The following is a 20,813-nucleotide window of genomic DNA, read 5'->3' as shown; positions in this document are numbered from 1 at the left end:
TGGACGGACGCTATCGCCAGCAAGCCGGCTCCTACAAGGGATCGCGTCGTTCTCAAGGTTGAAGTTCACGGCGTAATCGCCACCCTCATAACCCCGCCCCACTCCCGCCTGACCAGACGACAGGTTGATCATGGTCAATACTCAAAAGGTTGAATGCCTGTCGAATGACCCTGACGCTCGTTTACCCACGGGAGGTTTGTCATGTCTGAGCAATCACGTTTCATGCTGGTCGCCTCACCCCTGATGGAACACAGCCCCGCCTTCGACAGGGCCGCAGCGCTGGCCAAGGCCGAAGACGCGGCGCTGCACATCGTTGCGTTCGATTATCTGGAGGGCCTGGCGACCGCCAGTCTGGTCAATGAAAAGGCCCTGGAGCAGATGCGCCTGGGCTATGTCGATCGACACCGTCAATGGCTTGAGGACCAGGCGCGGCCCTTGCGCAAGATCGGGGTGCACGTCACCACCGAAGTGACGTGGGTCGAACGGCCGCTGGAGGAAATCCTGATTCACCTGAAAGAGCAGCCGATGGACGTGCTGATCAAGGCGCTGGAGCCGCATTCGATGCTCTCAAGGCTGATGTTCACGCCACTCGACGTGCATTTGCTGCGGGAATGCCCGGTGCCGTTGCACTTCGTCAGCCATGCCGCGCATGCCTTGCCGCGCAAGATCGTCGCGGCGGTCGACCCGTTCCATCGTGATGATCACTACAAAAGCTTCAATGACCGCATTCTTCACGAAGCGGCAAAACTGGCGAGCGCCTGTAATGCCGAGCTGGATGTGGTCTACGCCTATGACCTGTCATCGATCAGCGCCGATGAATTCGGCTTCGACAACGGTTCGGCGTTTTTCTCGTCGGGCAAAGCCAGGACCCTGTTCGACTACCAGGAAGCCGCCTTCAACGAACTGGCCGAACGCAACGGCATCGCGCCGCAGCAACGGCACATGATCATGGGCAACCCGGTAAAGGTCCTGACCCGCTACGCCGATGCCTGCGACATCGACGTGATCGTCATGGGCCGCATCGGCCATCGCGGCCTGGGCAGGTTGATCGGCAGCACGGTGGAGCACCTGCTGTACAAAATGCCGTGCAGCGTCTGGGTGGTGTACAGCGAGCGGTTGGATGAGTAATCAATCGACCAGACACCACATACCCAATGTGGGAGCGGGCTTGCTCGCGAAGGTGGAGTGTCAGGCGACATCATTGTTGACTGACACTCCGCCTTCGCGAGCAAGCCCGCTCCCACAGGGGGGGGCGTTGCCGGGTCAACGCCTTGTGATCACCACTTCAAGGTATTCACTCGGCACCACCAGCGATTTTTCACCCGTGCGGTTCAAGCGGTTGATCAGCTCGGTCAGGTCACCTTCAAGGGCCTGGGCGCCTTCGGGGGGCAGCGCCGCGAACGCCTTGTGGACCGGGCCATACCAGGTGCGGAACGTGTCGATGAAATGCGCGGCCGAACGGTAGCGGAAATTGAAGAACCGCCGTGTCACCTGAAGCAGAAACTCGCGCTCATCAAAATGCTTATGCAGCCAGGCCTCGGAACCCCAGTTCGACGGTGGTTGTGCCCCCGGCGGAGGTGGCATGTGCCGGCCCAGGGTCTTGAACATCTGGCCGACGAAACCTTCAGGCGTCCAGTTGGCGAGGCCGATCCGGCCGCCCGGACGACAGACCCGCGCGAGCTCGGCGGCAGCCTTGGACTGGTCCGGTGCGAACATCACGCCGAAGGTCGACAGCACCGCATCGAAACTGCCGTCCTCGAACGGCAGCGCCTCGGCATCCGCCACTTGAAAGGTCACCTCCAGGCGTTCCGCCCGGGCCCGGTCTTCGCCGCGCTCCAGCAGCGCGGCGACGTAGTCGGTGGACGTGACGCGGGCACCCCGGCGCGCGGCCGCCAGTGTCGCGTTGCCGTTGCCGGCGGCGACGTCCAGCACGCGCTCGTCGCAAAGCAGGTCGCAGGCTTCGGCGAGCTGCTCGCCGACAATCTGCAAGGTGGTGCCGATCACGGCATAGTCGCCACTGGCCCAGGCGGCCATCTGACGGTTTTTCAAGGCAGTGAGATCAATGGGAGTACTCATCAAATCGCTCCGTTACGAGTTCAAACGCCCCCGGCTTATTCCGCCGTGGTGGGGTCGATGACGGTCATGACCCGGGAAATGCGGTTGGCCGGGAAACCACTCAGCCTGGCATGCTCCCTGATCAACTCTTCGTTGGGCGAGAGGTACACGCAGTAGAGCTTGTCACCGGTGACATAACTCTGCTGCCACTGCACCTCCGGCAAGTCGCGCAACGCTCGGCAGGACTTTTGCGAAGCCGCTTTCAAATCCCTTTCTGACAGTGTTCCAGCACCCGGAATCTCGCGTTCAATGATGAACTTCGGCATGGCAACCTCTCATTTTTGTTATTGATGACAGGGTCGGCAGACCCTGTGCCAACTATCGCGCTGCTGACCATCGGCGTCCTGCCCGATCGTCGGCCAACCTTGCCCGATCGTCCGGAGGTTTCGCGTTGTGCCGCCACAGGCTCACAATCAAAAACTGCCCGCCCACAGGGGAACACCACCATGGACGCCCTGTCCCAGACCCTGCGCGTCGTCCGCCTGGTCGGCGCGATTTTCATCAACGCCAGGTTCACTGCCCCCTGGTGTTATCAGTCACCGAGCGCGGACACCGCCGCACCGTTTCTCGAGCCCGGCGCCGAACGCGTGGTGATCTTTCACTTGATCACCGAAGGCGAGTGTTATGTCGAGCTCGGTGATGATCCTCCCCAATTGCTGACGGCTGGCGATGTGGTGGTGTTTCCGCAGGGCGATGCCCATCGCATGTGCTCCAAACCCGGTCTCGCGCCGGCCAGCGGTGCACGGCTGGACGTCGTGCTCGCGCGCCGTCCACGGCAGTTGAGTTATGGCGGTGGCGGCGCGGTCACGCGCCTGGTGTGCGGTTATCTGGCGTGCGATACGCGGCTGGCGGGCATGTTGTTGACGGGGTTGCCGGCCGTGGTAAAGGTCAATGTGCGGGGTTCGAACGCCGGGATCTGGCTGGAATCTTCGGTGCGTTATGCGCTGGCCGAAGCGCGCTCGCCAAGGCCTGGCGGTGAAGGCGTACTGGCCAAGCTGGCCGAGGTGTTGTTCATCGAAGTGCTGCGTTTGTACATGCACGAACAGGGCGAAGGCCGGACCGGTTGGCTGGCGGGTGTGGGCGACCGGATCGTCGGTGCCGCCCTCAACGCGCTGCACAAAAAACCCTGTCATGCCTGGACACTGGATGAACTGGCGCGCACCGCCGGCACCTCAAGATCGGTATTGGCGGAGCGCTTTCAGCAACTGGTGGGGATTTCGCCGATGCAGTACCTGACGCAATGGCGCATGTTGCTGGCGGCCAACCTGTTACGCAGCAGTAACAGCTCATTGATGCGCATCGCCGAGGAGGTCGGTTACCAGACCGACACAGCATTCAGTCGGGCGTTTCGGCGTGAGTTCGGCGCACCGCCCGCGGCGTGGCGGCGCAGTCAGGAGAAACGAACAATGGCCCACGGCGCGGAGCCTGTGAGCCATTGAGTTGACGGGTTACGCAGCGGGGGCTTTCGCTTCTTCCAGCAACTGCTGGATCATCTTCTCCTGGGTTTCGTAGCGACCTTCACCGAAGTGGGTGAAACGCACCTGCCCCTTGGCGTCGATCAGGTAGTGAGCGGGCCAGTACTGGTTATCGAAGTTGCGCCAGATCGCGTAGTTGTTGTCGATGGCCACCGGGTAGGTGATGCCGAGCTTTTTCACCTGATCCTTGACGTTGGAAATGATGCGTTCGAAGCCGTATTCCGGGGTGTGGACGCCGATCACCACCAGGCCATCCTTCTCGTATTTCTTCGCCCAGTCCTTCACATAAGGCAGGGTGTGCTGGCAGTTGATGCAGTCGTAGGTCCAGAAGTCCACCAGCACCACTTTGCCTTTGAGCGACTCATTGGTCAGTGCTGGCGAGTTGATCCATTCGACGGCGCCGGACAGCGACGGCATCGGGCCTTGGGCATTGTCCAGGCTTGTATCGGCCTTGACCTTGCTGACCAGGTAATCGACCACTTTCGGTACGCTTTCCAGCACGCCTTTCTCGATACTGCTGACGCCCTCGGAAGACGTGCCGGCCAACAGGGTCTTGTCGGCGCCGGTGGAAATCACCACCGCAGCCGCCAGTACCGCAAACCCGGTACCGCGTCGCAACCAGCCGGTCACCGGAATCGACGCTTTCAAGCGATTGACCAGGCCGCGACCGGCGAAGATCAAGGTGCCCAGGGACAACGCGCTGCCCAGGCCGTACGCCACCAGCAACAGACTGGTTTGCGCGTTGGCGCCTTGCAGCATGGCGCCGGTGAGGATCACGCCGAGGATCGGCCCGGCGCACGGCGCCCAGAGCAGACCGGTGGCGACACCGATCATCACCGAACCCAACGGGCCGGACATTTTGCGGGTGTCGGGGTCGAGGCGATTGCCCAACAGCACGAACGGGCGTGCCAGCCAGCCGCCGACCCGCGCCGAAATCAGCGACAGGGCAAACAGCGCCATCACAATCAGGGCCACGTGGCGACCGGTGTTGTTGGCTTGCACCACCCATTCACTGCTGACCACGGCCAGGCTGGAGATCAGGGCGAAGGTCAGGACCATGCCGCCGAGGGTGAGCAGGATCGAGGAGCGAGTGCGGTCGACCCCGGCGAACAGGAACGGCACGACCGGGAGGATGCAGGGACTGAGGACGGTCAAAATGCCGCCCAGGAAAGCGATGAGAAACATGGGGATCACCTAATGCATTAGAGGGTGGCAACGAGTCCCCTGTAGGAGCCGGCTTGCTGGCGATGGCGATTTGTCAGTCACATCAATGTCGAATGTGCTGCCGTCATCGTCGGAACGCCGCCCGCAGCAAGCCGGCTCCTACAGTGGGATTGCGTGACTTCAGGCCGTTTGCTCATCCAGCAATTGGCCTTGTGGCGTGCGGCTGCCACCGTTCTCGGCAACCATCTGCCCTTGCGGCGTACGGCTCGAACCGTCCTGCACCAGCAAGTCGTTGGCGCCCTGCTCGTTCACCGGGGTCAGCTGGAAGCAGGTGCTGCTACCGCAGGTGCTTTGTTCAACGGCGGCGTTGGCGTGAGCGGCGGCGCCGGCAAGGGCGAAGGCAGCGGCGGTCAAAAAGCGGGTTACGTTGTTCATGGCGTTCTTCCTGTATCAAAGGGGATTGGCAATCGGTCAGCGAAGGACTCAGTTGTCTTCGTTGCAGTCAGCAATTTTTCGGTAGTCCAGCACCTGGGTTTTGTTCTGGGAGTCCAGGTAAGTCAGCTGGGCATCGACAATCCCGCAGGTGTTCGTGGTGTCCTGTGTCAACGACACCACTTTCTTGATGTCCAGGTGCGTGCCGTAGCTGTAGGTCCTGGCGCTGACGTCGGCTTCGGCACGGGCCGACAGGGTGCAGATGTTCAGGGCGGCAAACAGGCAAGCGGCGTAGATGGCTTTAGTGTTCATGGTGGTGTCCTCAAGGCTTCAATGGGTAGATCGTTCAATTGAGCCGAGGCGGTTGGGTTTGCCTCGATGGAACCTATTAGAAGGCCCTGAGGTATCTCGTCTGTGTCGAGAAGCGGCGCGTGTAAATCGGTACGTATCAAAGGGGCCTGCCGATACACAGCGATACAAAACCCCGGGATTTCCGGGTTTTTAAGTCCATGTGTATCCGCCGACACACCAGATACACTGCAATACAAAGGGTGGCGGGCGAGCGGGCAAAGGCTCGATAGACTGTGCGTCATTCCCTATTTGAAGAGGCTTGGCCCCATGGAACACGTCGATCACATCCTCATCGTGGACGATGACCGCGAGATTCGAGAGCTGGTAGGCAACTACCTGAAGAAGAACGGCCTGCGCACCACCGTCGTGGCGGACGGCCGGCAGATGCGCGCGTTCCTGGAGACCACGCCGGTGGACTTGATCGTGCTCGACATCATGATGCCGGGCGACGATGGCCTGATGCTGTGCCGCGAGATCCGCGCCGGCAAACACAAGACCACCCCGGTGCTGATGCTCACTGCGCGCAACGATGAAACCGACCGCATCATCGGTCTGGAAATGGGCGCCGACGATTACCTCGTCAAGCCGTTCGCCGCCCGTGAACTGCTGGCGCGGATCAACGCGGTGCTGCGGCGCACGCGGATGCTGCCGCCCAACCTGGTGGTCACCGAAAGCGGTCGTCTGCTGGCCTTCGGTCGCTGGCGCCTGGACACCTCGGCCCGCCATCTGCTCGATGACGACGGCACCATGGTCGCGCTCAGCGGCGCGGAATATCGACTGCTGCGGGTGTTCCTCGACCATCCGCAACGGGTGCTCAACCGCGACCAGTTGCTGAACCTGACCCAGGGCCGCGATGCCGATCTGTTCGACCGCTCCATCGATTTGCTGGTCAGCCGCCTGCGTCAGCGCTTGCTCGACGACGCACGGGAACCGGCCTACATCAAAACCGTGCGCAGCGAAGGCTATGTGTTTTCGCTGCCGGTGGAAGTCCTCGGGGCGCCCGCATGAACCTTTCCCTGCGGTGGCCCCGTACCCTCGCCTCACGCCTGTCGCTGATATTCCTGATCGGTCTGATTCTGGCGCAGGTCCTGTCTTTCGGTGCGCAGTACTACGAGCGTTACGAAAGCGCGAAAAACACCATGCTGGGCAATCTGGAAACCGACGTATCAACGTCCATCGCCATCCTCGACCGCTTGCCAGCCGAAGAACGCATGAGTTGGCTGCAACAACTGGATCGCCGCAACTACCGCTATTTGCTGGATGAAGGTTCCCCCGGCACGGCGATGAGCGATACGCCTATCGCGATGACCTCGATCAAGGACGCCATCGGCAAGGATTACCCGATGACGGTTACGGACATTCCCGGTCCGGTCAAACACTTCCAGGTCCATCTGAAACTGGCCGATGGCAGCCCGGTCACCATCGACGTGCGTCCGTCGATGGTGCCGTTGTCGCCCTGGTTGCCGGTCGTCTTGCTCGGCCAACTGTTGCTGATGATTCTGTGCACCTGGCTGGCGGTGAGAATCGCCATTGGCCCCCTCACCCGCCTCGCACAGGCCGTCGAAACACTGGACCCCAACACCCACCCGGTGCACCTGGACGAAACAGGCCCGACCGAAGTCGCCCATGCCGCCATGGCCTTCAACGCCATGCAGGCGCGTATCGCGGCATACCTCAAAGAACGCATGCAATTGCTGGCGGCGATTTCCCACGACCTGCAAACCCCCATCACTCGGATGAAACTGCGCGCCGAGCTCATGGACGACTGCAACGAAAAAGACAAACTGTGGAACGACCTCGGCGAGATGGAGCACCTGGTGCGCGAAGGCGTGGCCTATGCCCGCAGCGTCCATGGCGCCACCGAAGAGAGCCGTCGCACCGATCTGGATTCGTTCCTCGACAGCCTGGTGTTCGACTATCAGGACATGGGCAAGGATGTTCAGCTCAGCGGAAAAAGTGACACCGTCATCGACACCCGGCCGCACGCCTTGCGCCGCGTGCTGGTGAACCTGACGGACAACGCACTCAAATTCGCCGGCGCAGCGGAACTGCAGGTGGAATCGAAACCTGGCGGCAGCTTGTCGGTGAAGGTGATGGATCGCGGCCCCGGGATTGCCGAAGAAGAACTCGCCCACGTGATGGAGCCGTTCTACCGCGTGGAGAATTCGCGCAACCGCAGCACCGGCGGCACCGGTCTCGGCCTGGCGATTGCCCAGCAACTGGCACTGGCCCTCGGCGGGTCGTTGACGCTGAGCAACCGCGAAGGCGGCGGACTCTGCGCAGAGCTGAAGTTGCCAGCAAGGCCGTCGTAGGAGCGAGGCTTGCCCGCGAAGAACGGTGACACGGTTCTAGCTGAAAACCGTGTCATCGTTCTTCGCGGGCAAGCCTCGCTCCTACAGAACCTGAACCAAGGCCAAGGAAAGCCTTTATATTGTCGGGCGCAGTCGGTGATTCGCCGCTGTGCTGTACTCGGCAGTACCTCATCATTGATATGGACATTGCACATGGATGAAAACAGAAGACCCATCAAGACGCGTTCTGCGGGATGGGCCAAATACGTCACCGACCAGTTGGTGAAAAGGGACCTCTCCCCCAATCAGATCTCCGTGGCCAGCATCGCCTTTGCACTCGCTGGTATCGTCGCGCTCAATATCGACACGGGTGTCATCGGCTCGATCCTCTGCGCCCTCGGCATTCAGTTGCGCCTGTTGTGCAACCTCTTCGACGGAATGGTCGCGATTGAGGGCGGCAAGAAATCCGACATCGGCAGCCTCTACAACGAATTCCCCGACCGGATTGCCGACAGCCTGCTGATTGTCGGCCTGGGCTACGCCATCGGCTACTCTGACATTGGCTGGTTTGCCGCGCTGGCTGCGGCATTGACGGCTTACATCAGGGTGTTTGGCGGCTCGATCGGTCTCAAGCAGAGCTTCATCGGCCCGATGGCCAAGCAACACCGAATGGCAGTCATGACGGTCGGGCTGCTGCTGAATGCCGTCGAAGCGAGCGTTTATGCCACTCACTACGTGCTGTTGATTGCGCTGGTCATCATCGCCATCGGCTCCGCCGCGACCTGCGTCACGCGCACCCTGGCCATCTCGCGCGAACTGAAGGGGAATCCTCATGTGGATCAGTAACGCGCTGATTTCTGTTCTTCGATTCGTGATCGGCGTCACGGCCCGATGGGAAAGCCCGCCGGACCTGACACGCCAGCGTATCTATTTCGCCAATCACTCCAGCCATATGGACACCTTGGCAATCATCGCCGCCCTGCCACCGGAAGCCCGAGTGAACGTGAAACCGGTTGCGGCCGCTGACTACTGGGGAAAGAACAAATTCCTGTCATACATCTCGCAGAAAGGCCTGAATGCGGTGCTGATCGATCGCAACCCCGCGCCCGGCGTCAACGTACTGGAGCCGATTTTCGACGTGGTGCGCGCCGGCCATTCGATCATCATCTTTCCGGAAGGCACGCGCGGCAGCGAGGCGTTACCCGGTCCTTTCAAATCGGGTCTGTTCCGCTTGGCCGAGACATTCCCTGAGGTTGACCTGGTGCCTATCTACCTGGAAAACCTGCATCGCTCCATGCCAAAAGGCAAACACGTCCCCCTGCCCATCATCTGCACAATCCGTATCGGCGATCCGCTGCAACGGATCAGTGGTGAGGAAAAACAGGTGTTTCTGGATCGGGCGCGTGACGCGATTGTGAGGTTGTCGGAATGAATCTTGATGAAAAGTTTTTGTGGTTCTTCGGCGCCATTGCCGCCCTGTTGGCGATCGCTTCGATCATCGGCCGGATACTGGCCAAGCGGGCTACGACAGAGGGCTCGGTCTCGACCATCGAAAACCTCAACCAGCGCGTAAATGCCTGGTGGGGGATGGTGATCATTTTCTTCGTGTCCTACCTGCTGGGCGGGAACGCGACGGTCATTCTGTTCGGCTTCATTTCCCTGTTCGCGCTCCGGGAATTCATCACCCTGACACCGACCCGGCCTGGCGACCATAACGCGCTGTTTTCGGCGTTTTTCATTCTGATCCCCCTGCAATACGTACTGATCGGCACCCACTGGTATTCGCTGTTCACGCTGTTGATTCCGGTGTACGCCTTCCTGCTGTTGCCAGCGATTGCGGTGCTGAGCCAGGACACCGACGCCTTCCTGGAACGGGCAGCCAAAATTCAGTGGGGGGTGATGATTTGCGTCTACTGCATCAGCCACGCGCCGGCGCTGTTACTGCTGGACCTGGAAGGCTTCCAGGGCCAGAACGCGCTGCTGCTGTTCTACCTGGTGTTCGTCGTGCAGTTGAGTGACGTGTTGCAGTACGTGTTCGGCAAGCTCTTCGGCAAGCACAAGGTTGCGCCGCTGGTGAGCCCGTCGAAAACCGTGGAAGGCCTGGTCGGCGGCGGTTTGTCAGCCACGCTGATTGGCGGCTGCATGTTCTGGATGACACCGTTCAGTTTCTGGCAGTCGCTGATGATGTCGTTCGTGATTGTGGTGATGGGTTTCCTGGGCGGCCTGGTGATGTCGGCGATCAAGCGCAGCCTCAGCGCCAAGGACTGGGGCACCATGATCAAGGGCCACGGCGGCATGCTCGACCGGATGGACTCGATCTGCTTCGCGGCGCCGATCTTCTTTCACCTGACGCGGTACTTCTTCTCCGCCCAATAAAAACGCATCCCCCCTGTAGGAGCCGGCTTGCTGGCGATAGCGGTAGGTCAGTCGACACATTTATCGCCTGAACGGACGCCATCGCCAGCAAGCCGGCTCCTACAGGGGGTTATGCCGGGCCAACCACCCCTTCCCCGTGCATCTGCCGCAACAACGCCGCTCCGCTGTCGATGAAATCCTGCGATCCCGCCGCCCCCGCTTCGACGGCCAATCCTTCCAATTGCTCACGCCCGTTCAATTGAGGAAACTCGCCGATCCGCTGCAACAAGCGCCAGGCCAGCGGGCTCAGTTCGGAAAACTTCACACTCCAGTCCTCCGCCCGACGAACCAATAACAACGTCGGCTGAGCCGGAGGCGTTTCAGGCTGATAGTCCGGCCCCACCAACTGCACCGGCCAGGCATACGCCAACGGCCAGGCCAGCGGTGAAACCTGCAACGGTCGATCCAGCAACAGCCCGACTTCACTCGCCGGCAATGGCTCGGCGTCGGACTGTTGCAACACCATCTCGATCCATTCGTAATGCGCCAGTTCCACCATGAACGGCGGCCACGCCCCTTCGTGCAACGCAGGCGGTTCTGACGCGAGAAAGTCGACAAACTCCCTGGCGATCTCGCCGAATTTCGGAGTTTGCGCACGGTGGTCCCGCAGGAAGATGCGCACCAGCGAACCCCAGCGTTCATCGCCAAGAATCTTGATCAGCACCGGAAAAGTACCGCTGAGCAAGATCGAGAGGTTATTGAAAACAAGGTCGCGATAAACCTGTGCCCGCGCCACGTCCATTCCGGCCGGCGGCGCGCAATGATCGGGGTCACGCAGGTAAAGCCCCAAGGTGTTTTGCTGCTGAAACAGGCCTGAATCAACCATGGTTCACCCCCTTGGCCTGCAAGCGGCGAATGGTCTGCAATTCGGCGACCAGTTCCGCGAATGCAGGGAAATTGAAATCCCGCTCAAGCAACGTCGGTTGCGCGCCGAACCGAGCATAGGCCTGGGCCAGCAACGACCACACCACCGGTTTCACCGAGGCGCCGTGGGTGTCGATTTTCAACGTGTCGGATTCATCGAAATGCCCGGCCACGTGCATCGCTACCACCCGGTCCGAATCGATGCCGGCCAGAAAAACCTGCGGATCAAAATCGTGGTTGATCGAGTTGACGTACACATTGTTGACGTCCAGCAACAGGTCGCAATCGGCTTCGCGCAGCACCGCGTTGGTGAACGTCAGCTCGTCCATGTCCTGCTGCGGCGCGGCGTAATACGAGACGTTTTCCACCGCCAGGCGCCGACCGAGAATGTCCTGGGACTGGCGAATGCGCGCGGCGACGTGGTGCACCGCTTCTTCGGTAAAGGGCAGCGGCAACAGGTCGTACAGGTGACCGTCATCGCTGCAGTAGCTCAGGTGTTCGCTGTACAGCGGCACGTTGTACTGATCGAGAAAAACCCGCACTTCTTGCAGGAACCCGACGTCCAGCGGCGCCGGCCCGCCCAATGACAGGGACAAACCATGGCAGGACAGCGGATAGCGCTCGGCCAGGCCCCGCAGTGCCGCGCCATGGGCGCCGCCGATGCCGATCCAGTTCTCCGGCGCGACTTCCAGAAAGTCGAAATCGCCCACGCGGGCGGCTTGGAGGTCTTTCATTAAACCGCGACGCAGGCCAAGTCCGACGGTGGCCTTCGTTGATGTGTTGGAAGTCTGCATGATGTCGATCTCAAAGGTTGTCAGAACGTAATCACAGTTAACCGAAACGGTGTATCGGGCCTGTGTTGCGTTCCGGCAGAAAATCGCGGCGGTTGTATCGCCGGCGGGTCTGTACACACTTTGATACAGAGCCGCCGGTGGGCGTTACGCCAGGTCGTATTTCTCGCGCACCAGATGACCGATGCCGATGCGATCGAGCACGTTCATCGGGCACAGGAAGGTCACGCGCACGGTGCCGGGCAAGCGGCTGATGTCGATGGAGCCGGTGATGGTCGCGCGGTTGAGCACTTCGTCATACGGCAGGCCCGTGACCGAAGCGGCACGTTTCAGGCCGTTTTCCACCGCCACGTTGAGGTTTTCGCCACTGCCGATGAAGGTGATCGGGCCGCTCTGCTCGATCTCGGTCTGGCCCCAGCGCTCACCCAGTTCGCGGACTTTCTGCCGTTGCAGGGCATTCATCGGCCGCGCCATCGGCGGCAGATCGTCGAGGTTTTGCAGGAGGATCGGCCCTTCCAGTGTCAGGTGCTTGATCACTTCGACCTGCACTTCGGTTTCCCCGGAGCAGTCGGTGGCATGCCCGGCGATCTCGCCGTTGCCCTGCTGGGCGTGCATGTCGCCCATGTACACACCGGCGCCCGGGACTTTCACCGGGCAGATCAATACGCAGCCTTCACGGATCGAGTTGGTGTCCATGTGACCGTCGGTCTTGGCCGCGTGCAGTTCCTCACGCGTCATGCCGAAACGGTGCGGTGCGCCGATCAGGTATTGGCCGAAATCGGCGCAGTTGTGCGAGTCCGGCAAGTCCCGCGACGGCGTGGTGCCGATGTTGCCGAGGAACGGCCGCATGTGCGCGGCAACGCCGGGGATGTCGGCGCGGGCCAGGGACAGGATCGAATGCTGGGCGGCGAACTCCGGCAGTGCCGACATCTCGGAGGCGTTGCCCGCCAGTTGATTGGCGATGTCCTGATTGACGGTCAGGCTGACCTGATTCTGCGCATCGAACACGATCACGTACCCGTGGCTGAAGCGGAAAGCGCTGACTTCGGCGCCGCAATTGCTGCAACGAATCGAATCTTCGCCGATGCCTTCGACGTAGCTGGCCGGGTGCTCGGTGCCGCATTTGCTACAGAATTTAGCGACGAACGGGTCGCCGTTGTAGCGACCTTCAACGAAGCTCATCACGCCGGACGAGGTGGCCAGCGAGGTGACGCGCATGCTTTTGATCTTGATCGCCACGGCGTCGCCGACTTCGGCACCGGCAATGGCCACTGGTTGGGTCACTTCATGGCCGCCCTCGAAGGCCGGCGTAATCATCGGCCCCCAGCAGCCCGGCGGTGTGCCGGTAATCAGGGTGCCGCCGTCGGCCAGCGGGCCGAGCATTGGCTGGCTTGGGCCGATGAGGCCGCTGGTGTACTGGTCGACGCGCAGGCGATCGACGGGGGTGGATGTCAGGTCGGTTTCAGGCAGGAGCGTGGTCATTGTTGTCCCCTTCACGGTGTATAGGGTGCCAAGCGGCCTGTGCAGTTCATCGCAGGTTTGTATCTGGGCTGTGTTCGGCAGTGAGCCGGTTTTGCGGGAAATGTATCGAGAAGGACGTTAGATACACTCCGATACACACGTACCCCTGTAGGAGCGAGGCTTGCCCGCGAAGGCGGCGTAACAGTCAACGAGGATGTGTCTGAAATACCGCCTTCGCGGGCAAGCCTCGCTCCTACAGGGGATGTGTGTGAATCAGGCAAATGCGGGCTTTCGTCGCTCCGGCCGGCAGCCCACGGCCTGCGGACTAAACTTACTGCACGCAGGACGTACTCACCGTCCTGATCATTTCCACGACCACTGCCCAGAGGTGAATGCCTCGACAAAGAATGCCCCTGGACCGTGATCCAGCCGAAGGAGCACACGTGATGGACGAGGCCAGACTCAACGATTTCATGGGCAAACTGGTGAACGACATGGGCGGCGCGGCGATGCTCGCCAACGTCATCCTCGGCGAAGAGCTCGGGCTGTACCGGGCGATGGCCGACAGTCAGTTGATCAGCCCCGAAACACTCGCCGAGAAAACCGGCTGCAACCCCCGCCTGCTGCGCGAATGGCTCAGCGCTCACGCCGCGTCCGGTTACATGGAACACCGCGACGGCCAGTTCCGCCTGCCCGAAGAACAAGCCCTGGCATTGGCGATCGAAGACTCACCGGTCTACGTGGCGGGCGGTATCGGGGTGGTCGCGTCGTTTTTCCATGACAAGGACAAGCTGGTCAAAGCCATGCGCGGCAACGGCGCCCTGCCCTGGGGCGAACACCATCCGTGCATGTTCAGCGGCACGGAACGGTTCTTCCGGCCCGGCTACAAGGCGCACCTGGTCGCCGAATGGCTACCGTCCCTTGAAGGTGTCGTCGCCAAACTGGAGGCTGGCGCCAAGGTCGCGGACATCGGCTGCGGGCATGGTGCATCGACGGTGATCATGGCCCAGGCGTTCCCGGACTCGCGGTTCGTCGGCTTCGACTACCACGCGCCGTCCGTCACCGTCGCCACCCAGCGTGCCGAGGAAGGCGGTGTGTCCGGGCGGGCGCGGTTCTTCCAGGGCACGGCAAAAAGCTACCCCGGTGACGACTACGACCTGATCTGTTATTTCGACTGCCTGCATGACATGGGCGACCCGGTGGGCGCGGCGCGGCACGCCTATGAGTCGCTGAAGCCGGACGGCACGGTGCTGCTGGTGGAACCGTTCGCCAACGACAAACTCGATGACAACGTTACCCCGGTTGGCCGGTTGTTCTACGCCGCCTCGACGTTCATTTGCACCCCGAACTCGCTGTCTCAGGAAGTCGGCCTCGGGCTCGGCGCCCAGGCCGGTGAGGCGCGGTTGCGCAAAGTGTTTACGGAAGCGGGATTCAGCACATTCCGTCGGGCGACGGAAACACCGTTCAACCTGATACTCGAAGCGCGCAAGTAAACGTTGACCTTGTAGGAGCGAGCGGTGCGGCGATCCGACTTGCCCGCGAAGGCGGTATCTCAGGCACACCGTCGTTGTCTGACAGGCCGTCTTCGCGGGCAAGCCACGCTCCTACAAATGAATCACCAAATGCTACGCTGCAAACACCCCAGGCCCATCGGAGTGTTGAACATGCTCGACAGCCGCACCCGCGAACAACTCGACCGGCTCCAGCAGTTCATGGCCGACCAGCCGTTCGTGGTCCTGACCGGTGCCGGCATCAGCACCCCGTCGGGCATTCCGGACTACCGCGACCACCAGGGCGTGCGCCGAGGCCGGCAACCGATGATGTATCAGGAATTCCTCAGCGCCCCCGAATCCCGACGCCGCTACTGGGCGCGAGCGATGCTCGGCTGGCCGCGGGTGCGTCAGGCTCAGCCGAATGTGGCGCATGAAGCCATCGCCAACCTGCAAAGCACCCGGCAGATCAGCGGGCTGATCACCCAAAACGTCGACACCTTGCACGACCAGGCCGGCAGCCACGACGTGATCGAACTGCATGGCAGCCTGCACCGGGTGCTGTGCCTGGATTGCGGGCAGCGCAGTGAGCGGGATTCGATCCAGCAGTTGATGGAAACGCAGAACCCATACCTGGCTGGCGTGGATGCGGTGCAGGCACCGGACGGCGACACGCTGCTCGACGCGGCGTTCGAAGCACGGTTTCAGGTACCGCATTGCCCGCATTGCGCGGGCGAGCGAATGAAACCGGACGTGGTGTTCTTTGGCGAGAACGTGGCGCAGGTGACGGCAGCCAAGGCAATGGCTGCGGTGGAAAAAGCGGCGGGATTGCTGGTGGTGGGGTCTTCGTTGATGGCGTATTCGGCGTTTCGTTTGTGCCGGGCGGTGGCGGATCAGGGCAAGCCGCTGATAGCGATTAACCTGGGCAAGACGCGGGCGGATGACATCCTCGATCTGAAAATCGAGGCATCCTGCGAACAACTATTGCCGTTGCTGACCCAGCGCCTGACACCTTAGCAACAACGCATACCTTGCCGGCGATGGCGGCGTAACAGATACACCGCGCCGCCTGAATCGCCAGCAAGCCGGCTCCTACAAAGACCGTGCCCGCCTGGCACCTTAGCAACTGACACAACACATACCCTGTAGGAGCCGGCTTGCCGGCGATGACGTCCGCAAAAACAGCGCAAACCTCAAGGCCCAATCGCCGGCAAGCCGGCTCCTACAAAGACCGTGCTCGCCTGGCACCTTAGCAACTGACAAAACGCAAACCCTGTAGGAGCCGGCTTGCTGGCGATGACGTCCGCAAAAACAGCGCAAACCTCAAGGCCCAATCGCCGGCAAGCCGGCTCCTACAAAGACCGTGGGCGATTACAGCAGCGACAAGGTGTAGTTGATGATAAAGCGATTCTGATCAACGTTACGCCCGGCATCGGTATTCGACTTGCCGTTGCGCACGCTGAAACCAAGCCCCTTGAGCGACCCCGATTGCAGCACGTAGTCCAGGGTCATATCACGCTCCCACTCGGACTGATCGCCCGCGTTGCGAACCTTGATGTCAGTCCCTTTCAGATACGCAATCGACGCTTTCAGACCCGGCACGCCCAAAGGCGCGAAGTCATAGGAATATTGACCGAAGTTCGTCTGCTCGCCCGCACGTGTAAAGCTCTGGATCATGCGGTCCGTCGGCAGGTAAACACTGCCACCACCCGCCCCTTTATCAACCAGGCTGCCTTGGTTGGGCTGCACGAAGTTGCTGCCGTCACCCACCTGTTGATGCCCAAGCGACACCGAGTGGCCACCGTTCACATAGGTGATCATCGCCACCCAGGTGTTGTTGTCGATTTCACCGTTGTTGTCCTCGGTATAACCCGAGGTGCGGTAGCCTTGTGCGCGGCCGGCAGCGGAACTGTTGGCGCCCGTCGATGTGGTGTTGAAGTAGCGCAGATCGGTGGTGAACGAGCTTTTGCTGTCGATCGGCAGCACGTGGGTCAGACCGAAAAAGTTCTGGTTGTAGAAGTCTTCCATCTGCGCGAAGTAGTACTGCGCCTTCAGTTCCTTGGTGATGTAGTAGTCACCGCCAGCGAAGTAGAACTTGTTGCTGTCCTGGGTGGCGCCCGGCACCGACAAACCGGTCCGGTCCGTCGAGGCGCGGCCGACCGCATGTTCAAGCACGCCACTGGTCAGCATCAAGCCATCGATGTCATTCGAGGTGACCTGCGCACCGGTGAACGACTGCGGCAATACGCGGGCATCGTTCGACAACAGGATCGGCAGTTTCGGCAGCAGGGTGCCGTAGCGGAACTCAGTTTTTGAGATGCGCATCTTCGCCGTGGGGCCGAAGCTGCTCCAGGTGTCGGCAGCACCGTCGCCGTCACTCGGGATCATGCCGCTGCCCACGTGGCGACCCGCGCCGCTGTCCAGCGTCACACCGAGCAACGCTTGCGCATCCAGCCCGAACCCGACCGCGCCCTGGGTAAAACCGGACTCATAGCGCAGCACAAAACCCTGCGCGGCCTCCTCGGTTTTCGACGGGTCCGCCGTGCCATCGCGGTTATCGCTGTTGAAATACAACGTGCGCATCGACAGCGTGGCTTTGCTGTCCTCCAGAAAACCGTGCGCGGCAGAATCGGCTGCCTGTGCGCACATCGAACCGGTGGCCAGCAAAAGTGCGGTGGGGATTGCTCGCTTGAACATACGGTGCTCCAGGGTGATTTTTTATGTTTTCTTGAGTTTTTGCCGACCGCTGTCCGCCACGGGCACTCAACCGCGGCGCGCACAATGCCGCGCTCGATGAGTGACCATGAGCCTTGAGGAAAGCGATCGGAGTGTTCGAGCTAGATGAGGTAAGAAAGACCCACGGTCAGCGCGAAGGCGACCAGCGAAATAATGGTCTCCAGCACGGTCCAGGTCTTGAACGTCTGGGTGACGCTCATGTTGAAGTATTCCTTGATCAACCAGAAGCCGCCGTCGTTGACGTGGGAAAAGATCACCGACCCCGCGCCCGTCGCCAGCACCAGCAACTCCGGATGCGGATAACCCAGACCGATGGCCACCGGCGCGACAATGCCGGAAGCGGTGGTCATGGCCACGGTGGCGGAACCGGTGGCGATGCGCATCAACGCGGCGAACAGCCAGCCCATCAGCAGCGGCGACAGGTGAAATTCGTGGGCCAGGCTGACGATCTGGTCGGTGACCCCGGCGTCCACCAGGATCCGGTTCAAACCGCCACCGGCGCCGACCAGCAAGGTGATGCTGGCGGTCGGTGCCAGGCATTCGTTGGTGAACTTGAGGATCGATTCGCGGTTGAAGCCTTGGGCGAGGCCGAGGGTCCAGAAGCTCAGCAAGGTCGCCAGCAACAGCGCGATCACCGAGTTGCCGATGAACAGCAAAAACTGGTTGAAACCGCTGCCCGGCGTGGAGATCAGGTTGGCCCAGCCGCCGATCAGCATCAACAGCACCGGCAACAGAATGGTCGCCATGGTGATGCCGAAACCCGGCAGGCTGTCGCGCGGTTCGCGCTCGAGGAACTGCCGTTCCAGCGGGTTTTCCGCCGGCAGTTGAATGCGCGGCACGATGAACTTGGCGTACAGCGGGCCGGCAATGATCGCCGTCGGAATGCCGATCAGAATCGCGTACATCAACGTCTGCCCGACCGACGCCTGATACACCTGCACCGCCAGCATCGCCGCCGGGTGCGGCGGCACCAGCGCATGCACCACCGACAGCCCGGCGACCATCGGCAAACCGACCATCAGAATCGACACGCCGACCCGGCGCGCCACGGTAAACGCAATCGGCACCAGCAACACAAAACCGACTTCGAAGAACAACGGCAGCCCAACCAGGAACGCGATGCACACCATCGCCCAATGCGCGTTCTTCTCGCCGAAACGGTCGATCAAGGTGCGCGCCACCTGCTCGGCGCCGCCGGACTCGGCCATCATTTTGCCGAGCATCGTGCCCAGCGCCACCACTAGCGCAATGTGCCCCAAAGTTTTGCCGACACCGGCCTCGTAGGCGCCAACCACCCCGGACGGCGGCATGCCGGCGAGCAATGCCAGGCCGATGGAGACCAGGGTGATGACGATGAAGGGATTAAGCCGGTAACGGGCGATCAGAACGATCAGCGCGATGATGGCGATGGCGGCATATACCAGCAGCCAATAGCCGAAGGACAGGGTCATGCGGTACTCCTCGAAAGGGTCACGTCGAATGGGTTGTGAAACTCATAAAACATTTCGAGAGGTGATTTTCAAACGAGGCGAAAGTAATTTTCGTAGAGGGATAAGGGTTGTCGTGCAGAGGTATGGGGGGTCGTGTTTTTTGAAACTGGGCCAGGCGGATTTTCATCGCGCCTGAGCCATTAATGTTGAAGTAGAGCTCGCGTTTGAATCGTTTTGCGCAGTCGGTGAAATGTCGGCTCGCCGCCGATGACCGATTGGCTCAGTCGTTCATTTCCGCAGCAAGCACATTCACCAGCGCAGCGGCCGGCATCTCACGAATCAGGGGCGCCCCCTGCCCCGCCCACTGCACGGCAAACTCCGTGTTTGCCTGGGCGGTGGCCGCGGCGTTGAGCGCTTTGTTGGCGTCATAGGCGCGCGGATAGTCTGGCAGCGCCGTGCCAGCCTTCTCCAGGCAGGTGAAGTTGCGGTTGACCATGCCTCGGGCAGGACGCCCGGAGATGACGCTGGTGACGGCAGTCTGGTGCGCGCGCGGCCCCTTCAAGGCCTCGCGATAGGCGCTGTTGGCGGAGGATTCGGGGCAGAGGATAAACGCCGTTCCCAGCTGTGCGGCACCGGCGCCCAACTGCATGACGGCCTTGATCCCCGCGCCGTCCATGATGCCGCCCGCCGCGATCACCGGCAGTCGGCAAGCCGCCACCAGTACACGCACCAACGCAAACGTCCCCATTTGCGAATCCTGTTTTGGATCGAATACCCCGCGATGCCCCCCGGCTTCGTAACCTTGTGCGACCAGCGCATGTACGCCGGCGCGTTCCGCACTCTGCGCTTCGGCCAGGTTGGTCACGGAACACAACAGGATGATGCCGACGGCCTTGAGCGCATCGATTGCCGGTTGTGGCGGCAGCCCGAAATGGAAGCTGACCACCGCCGGCCGTTCTTCCAGCAGCATCTGCAGCATGTCCGGGTCTTCGACAAAAGAGGTGTAGATCTCACGCAGCGCCGTCGGTGCAGCGGCCCCGAACTGCGCAAAGAACGGCGCCAGAAATGTCAGCCACTGCGTCTCGCGAGCGCTGTCGTGGACAGCAGGCTGGTGGCAAAAAACATTCACATTGAACGGCTTGTCCGTCAGCGCGGCCGTCTCGCGGATCATGTTCCGCGCCTGCTCGACGTTGCTTGCCCCGATGCCAATCGCGCCGAGGCCGCCGGCGCTGGACACCGCTGCCGCCAGTCGGGGCGTGGAAACCCCCACCATCGGCGATTGAAGGACGGGCAGTCGAATGTTCAAAAGGGACAGCAGTTGAGTGGACATGGCTTCACCTGAAAGACAGTTGCACAGAGGTAAAAACGGACCCTTTGGCCCACGCGGCGAACCCTAAAGTTCACCGGTCAGAAATTGCGCCCTTCCACGGCCGAAGGACCAGTCCGCATCGGTGTTCTCCACCAGCGAAACAATCAGCTCATCGGGTGACAGGCCACACTCGGCTTGCAGCCTCTCGGCCAGCAAGCGGTAGAACGCGGTTTTCTGCGCCTGTAAACGCGGTCGCGAAATCACCGTCAACAACACCACGCTGGTCGTGCGTGTGTAACCCAACCCCGTGTCGTGCAGCACCAACTCACCCGGACGATGTTGCGTGACGCTTTGGTAGCGATCACTGGCGGGCACTTCAAAGGCCTCGACCATCGCCTGGTGGGTCACGTCCAGCAGGGTCTTGAGTTGTTGGTCATTGCGCCCCTGAATGATGTCGAACTTGAGCAGCGGCATAGCGGTTCACCTGTG

General features: G+C 61.3%; 21 protein-coding genes. 9 read left to right on the top strand and 12 right to left on the bottom strand.

From position 1 onward, the window contains the following. Positions 1–201 precede the first annotated feature (201 nt). Positions 202–1,128, top strand: a complete 927-nt coding sequence (locus IB245_RS25325; RefSeq protein ID WP_008043281.1) for a universal stress protein — start codon at positions 202–204, stop codon at positions 1,126–1,128. Positions 1,129–1,263: 135 nt separating this feature from the next. Here IB245_RS25325 and IB245_RS25320 read toward each other — a convergent pair whose 3' ends face one another. Beyond that, positions 1,264–2,076 (bottom strand): class I SAM-dependent methyltransferase, encoded by an 813-nt coding sequence (locus IB245_RS25320; protein WP_192229031.1) that lies wholly within the window; start codon positions 2,074–2,076, stop codon positions 1,264–1,266. Positions 2,077–2,111: 35 nt separating this feature from the next. Next, positions 2,112–2,381 carry a DUF4242 domain-containing protein gene (locus tag IB245_RS25315; RefSeq protein ID WP_008028186.1) on the bottom strand — a complete coding sequence of 90 codons (270 nt, stop codon included), beginning with the start codon at positions 2,379–2,381 and terminating at the stop codon, positions 2,112–2,114. A 180-nt stretch (positions 2,382–2,561) separates the two neighbouring features. Between IB245_RS25315 and IB245_RS25310 the strand changes: the two genes are divergently transcribed. After that, positions 2,562–3,554 (top strand): AraC family transcriptional regulator, encoded by a 993-nt coding sequence (locus IB245_RS25310; protein WP_008028188.1) that lies wholly within the window; start codon positions 2,562–2,564, stop codon positions 3,552–3,554. A gap of 9 nt (positions 3,555–3,563) precedes the next feature. On the opposite strand, the gene IB245_RS25305 is transcribed toward IB245_RS25310, so the two are convergent. The 3 genes from IB245_RS25305 to IB245_RS25295 form a co-directional block, all read right to left on the bottom strand. Beyond that, on the bottom strand, positions 3,564–4,775 hold the full coding sequence (locus IB245_RS25305; protein ID WP_192229030.1) for a cytochrome c biogenesis protein DipZ: 1,212 nt from the start codon (positions 4,773–4,775) through the stop codon (positions 3,564–3,566). Between the two features lie 159 nt (positions 4,776–4,934). Beyond that, positions 4,935–5,189, bottom strand: coding sequence for a hypothetical protein (locus tag IB245_RS25300; RefSeq protein WP_008043295.1), 255 nt, complete (start codon positions 5,187–5,189; stop codon positions 4,935–4,937). 48 nt (positions 5,190–5,237) lie between these two features. Then, a complete protein-coding gene (locus IB245_RS25295; protein ID WP_192229029.1) occupies positions 5,238–5,498 on the bottom strand; it encodes a DUF2790 domain-containing protein in 261 nt (86 codons plus the stop codon). A 306-nt stretch (positions 5,499–5,804) separates the two neighbouring features. Here IB245_RS25295 and IB245_RS25290 point away from each other — a divergent pair, with 306 nt between their 5' ends. The 5 genes from IB245_RS25290 (at position 5,805) to IB245_RS25270 (ending at position 10,204) form a co-directional block, all read left to right on the top strand. Further along, entirely contained in the window at positions 5,805–6,545 is a 741-nt protein-coding gene (locus tag IB245_RS25290) for a response regulator (protein ID WP_008028195.1), read from the top strand. Beyond that, complete coding sequence (locus IB245_RS25285) at positions 6,542–7,849, top strand: sensor histidine kinase (RefSeq protein ID WP_192229028.1); 1,308 nt, start codon at positions 6,542–6,544, stop codon at positions 7,847–7,849. The genes IB245_RS25290 and IB245_RS25285 overlap by 4 nt, the downstream gene beginning before the upstream one ends. Positions 7,850–8,041: 192 nt before the next feature. Continuing rightward, positions 8,042–8,674 carry a CDP-alcohol phosphatidyltransferase family protein gene (locus IB245_RS25280; protein WP_192229089.1) on the top strand — a complete coding sequence of 211 codons (633 nt, stop codon included), beginning with the start codon at positions 8,042–8,044 and terminating at the stop codon, positions 8,672–8,674. Further along, positions 8,661–9,260: a lysophospholipid acyltransferase family protein gene (locus IB245_RS25275; RefSeq protein WP_008028204.1), complete on the top strand. Its 600-nt coding sequence runs from the start codon at positions 8,661–8,663 to the stop codon at positions 9,258–9,260. Before IB245_RS25280 ends, IB245_RS25275 begins: the two co-directional genes overlap by 14 nt. Beyond that, positions 9,257–10,204, top strand: a complete 948-nt coding sequence (locus tag IB245_RS25270) for a phosphatidate cytidylyltransferase (RefSeq protein ID WP_008043299.1) — start codon at positions 9,257–9,259, stop codon at positions 10,202–10,204. The genes IB245_RS25275 and IB245_RS25270 overlap by 4 nt, the downstream gene beginning before the upstream one ends. A gap of 109 nt (positions 10,205–10,313) precedes the next feature. Here the strand turns inward: IB245_RS25270 and IB245_RS25265 are convergent, their stop codons facing one another. The 3 genes from IB245_RS25265 to IB245_RS25255 all read right to left on the bottom strand — a co-directional run bounded on the left by IB245_RS25265 (position 10,314) and on the right by IB245_RS25255 (position 13,380). Continuing rightward, on the bottom strand, positions 10,314–11,069 hold the full coding sequence (locus IB245_RS25265) for a DUF2063 domain-containing protein (RefSeq protein WP_192229027.1): 756 nt from the start codon (positions 11,067–11,069) through the stop codon (positions 10,314–10,316). After that, positions 11,062–11,901 (bottom strand): DUF692 domain-containing protein, encoded by an 840-nt coding sequence (locus tag IB245_RS25260; RefSeq protein WP_192229026.1) that lies wholly within the window; start codon positions 11,899–11,901, stop codon positions 11,062–11,064. The genes IB245_RS25265 and IB245_RS25260 overlap by 8 nt, the downstream gene beginning before the upstream one ends. 144 nt (positions 11,902–12,045) lie before the next feature. Next, a complete protein-coding gene (locus IB245_RS25255) occupies positions 12,046–13,380 on the bottom strand; it encodes an acetamidase/formamidase family protein (protein ID WP_008028211.1) in 1,335 nt (444 codons plus the stop codon). 425 nt (positions 13,381–13,805) lie between these two features. Between IB245_RS25255 and IB245_RS25250 the strand changes: the two genes are divergently transcribed. Together IB245_RS25250 and IB245_RS25245 are read left to right on the top strand one after the other, a co-directional pair. Beyond that, positions 13,806–14,852, top strand: a complete 1,047-nt coding sequence (locus tag IB245_RS25250) for a class I SAM-dependent methyltransferase (RefSeq protein WP_192229025.1) — start codon at positions 13,806–13,808, stop codon at positions 14,850–14,852. 171 nt (positions 14,853–15,023) lie between these two features. Beyond that, positions 15,024–15,866 carry an NAD-dependent protein deacetylase gene (locus IB245_RS25245; RefSeq protein WP_192229024.1) on the top strand — a complete coding sequence of 281 codons (843 nt, stop codon included), beginning with the start codon at positions 15,024–15,026 and terminating at the stop codon, positions 15,864–15,866. A 354-nt stretch (positions 15,867–16,220) separates the two neighbouring features. On the opposite strand, the gene IB245_RS25240 is transcribed toward IB245_RS25245, so the two are convergent. From IB245_RS25240 to IB245_RS25225, 4 genes are all read right to left on the bottom strand, one after another. Beyond that, positions 16,221–17,546, bottom strand: a complete 1,326-nt coding sequence (locus IB245_RS25240) for an OprD family porin (protein ID WP_192229023.1) — start codon at positions 17,544–17,546, stop codon at positions 16,221–16,223. Between the two features lie 140 nt (positions 17,547–17,686). Then, positions 17,687–19,036, bottom strand: coding sequence for a gluconate:H+ symporter (locus IB245_RS25235; RefSeq protein WP_192227665.1), 1,350 nt, complete (start codon positions 19,034–19,036; stop codon positions 17,687–17,689). 259 nt (positions 19,037–19,295) lie between these two features. Beyond that, positions 19,296–20,345, bottom strand: coding sequence for an NAD(P)H-dependent flavin oxidoreductase (locus tag IB245_RS25230; protein WP_192229022.1), 1,050 nt, complete (start codon positions 20,343–20,345; stop codon positions 19,296–19,298). A 63-nt stretch (positions 20,346–20,408) separates the two neighbouring features. Continuing rightward, entirely contained in the window at positions 20,409–20,798 is a 390-nt protein-coding gene (locus IB245_RS25225; RefSeq protein WP_192229021.1) for a tautomerase family protein, read from the bottom strand. Positions 20,799–20,813 lie beyond the last annotated feature (15 nt).

It is taken from the genome of Pseudomonas sp. PDM02 (genome assembly GCF_014852285.1).
In the GTDB taxonomy this organism is placed as follows: Bacteria; Pseudomonadota; Gammaproteobacteria; order Pseudomonadales; family Pseudomonadaceae; genus Aquipseudomonas; species Aquipseudomonas migulae.
Note: the sequence above shows the minus strand (reverse complement) of the source record. Positions and strands in the feature narration are given on the sequence as shown.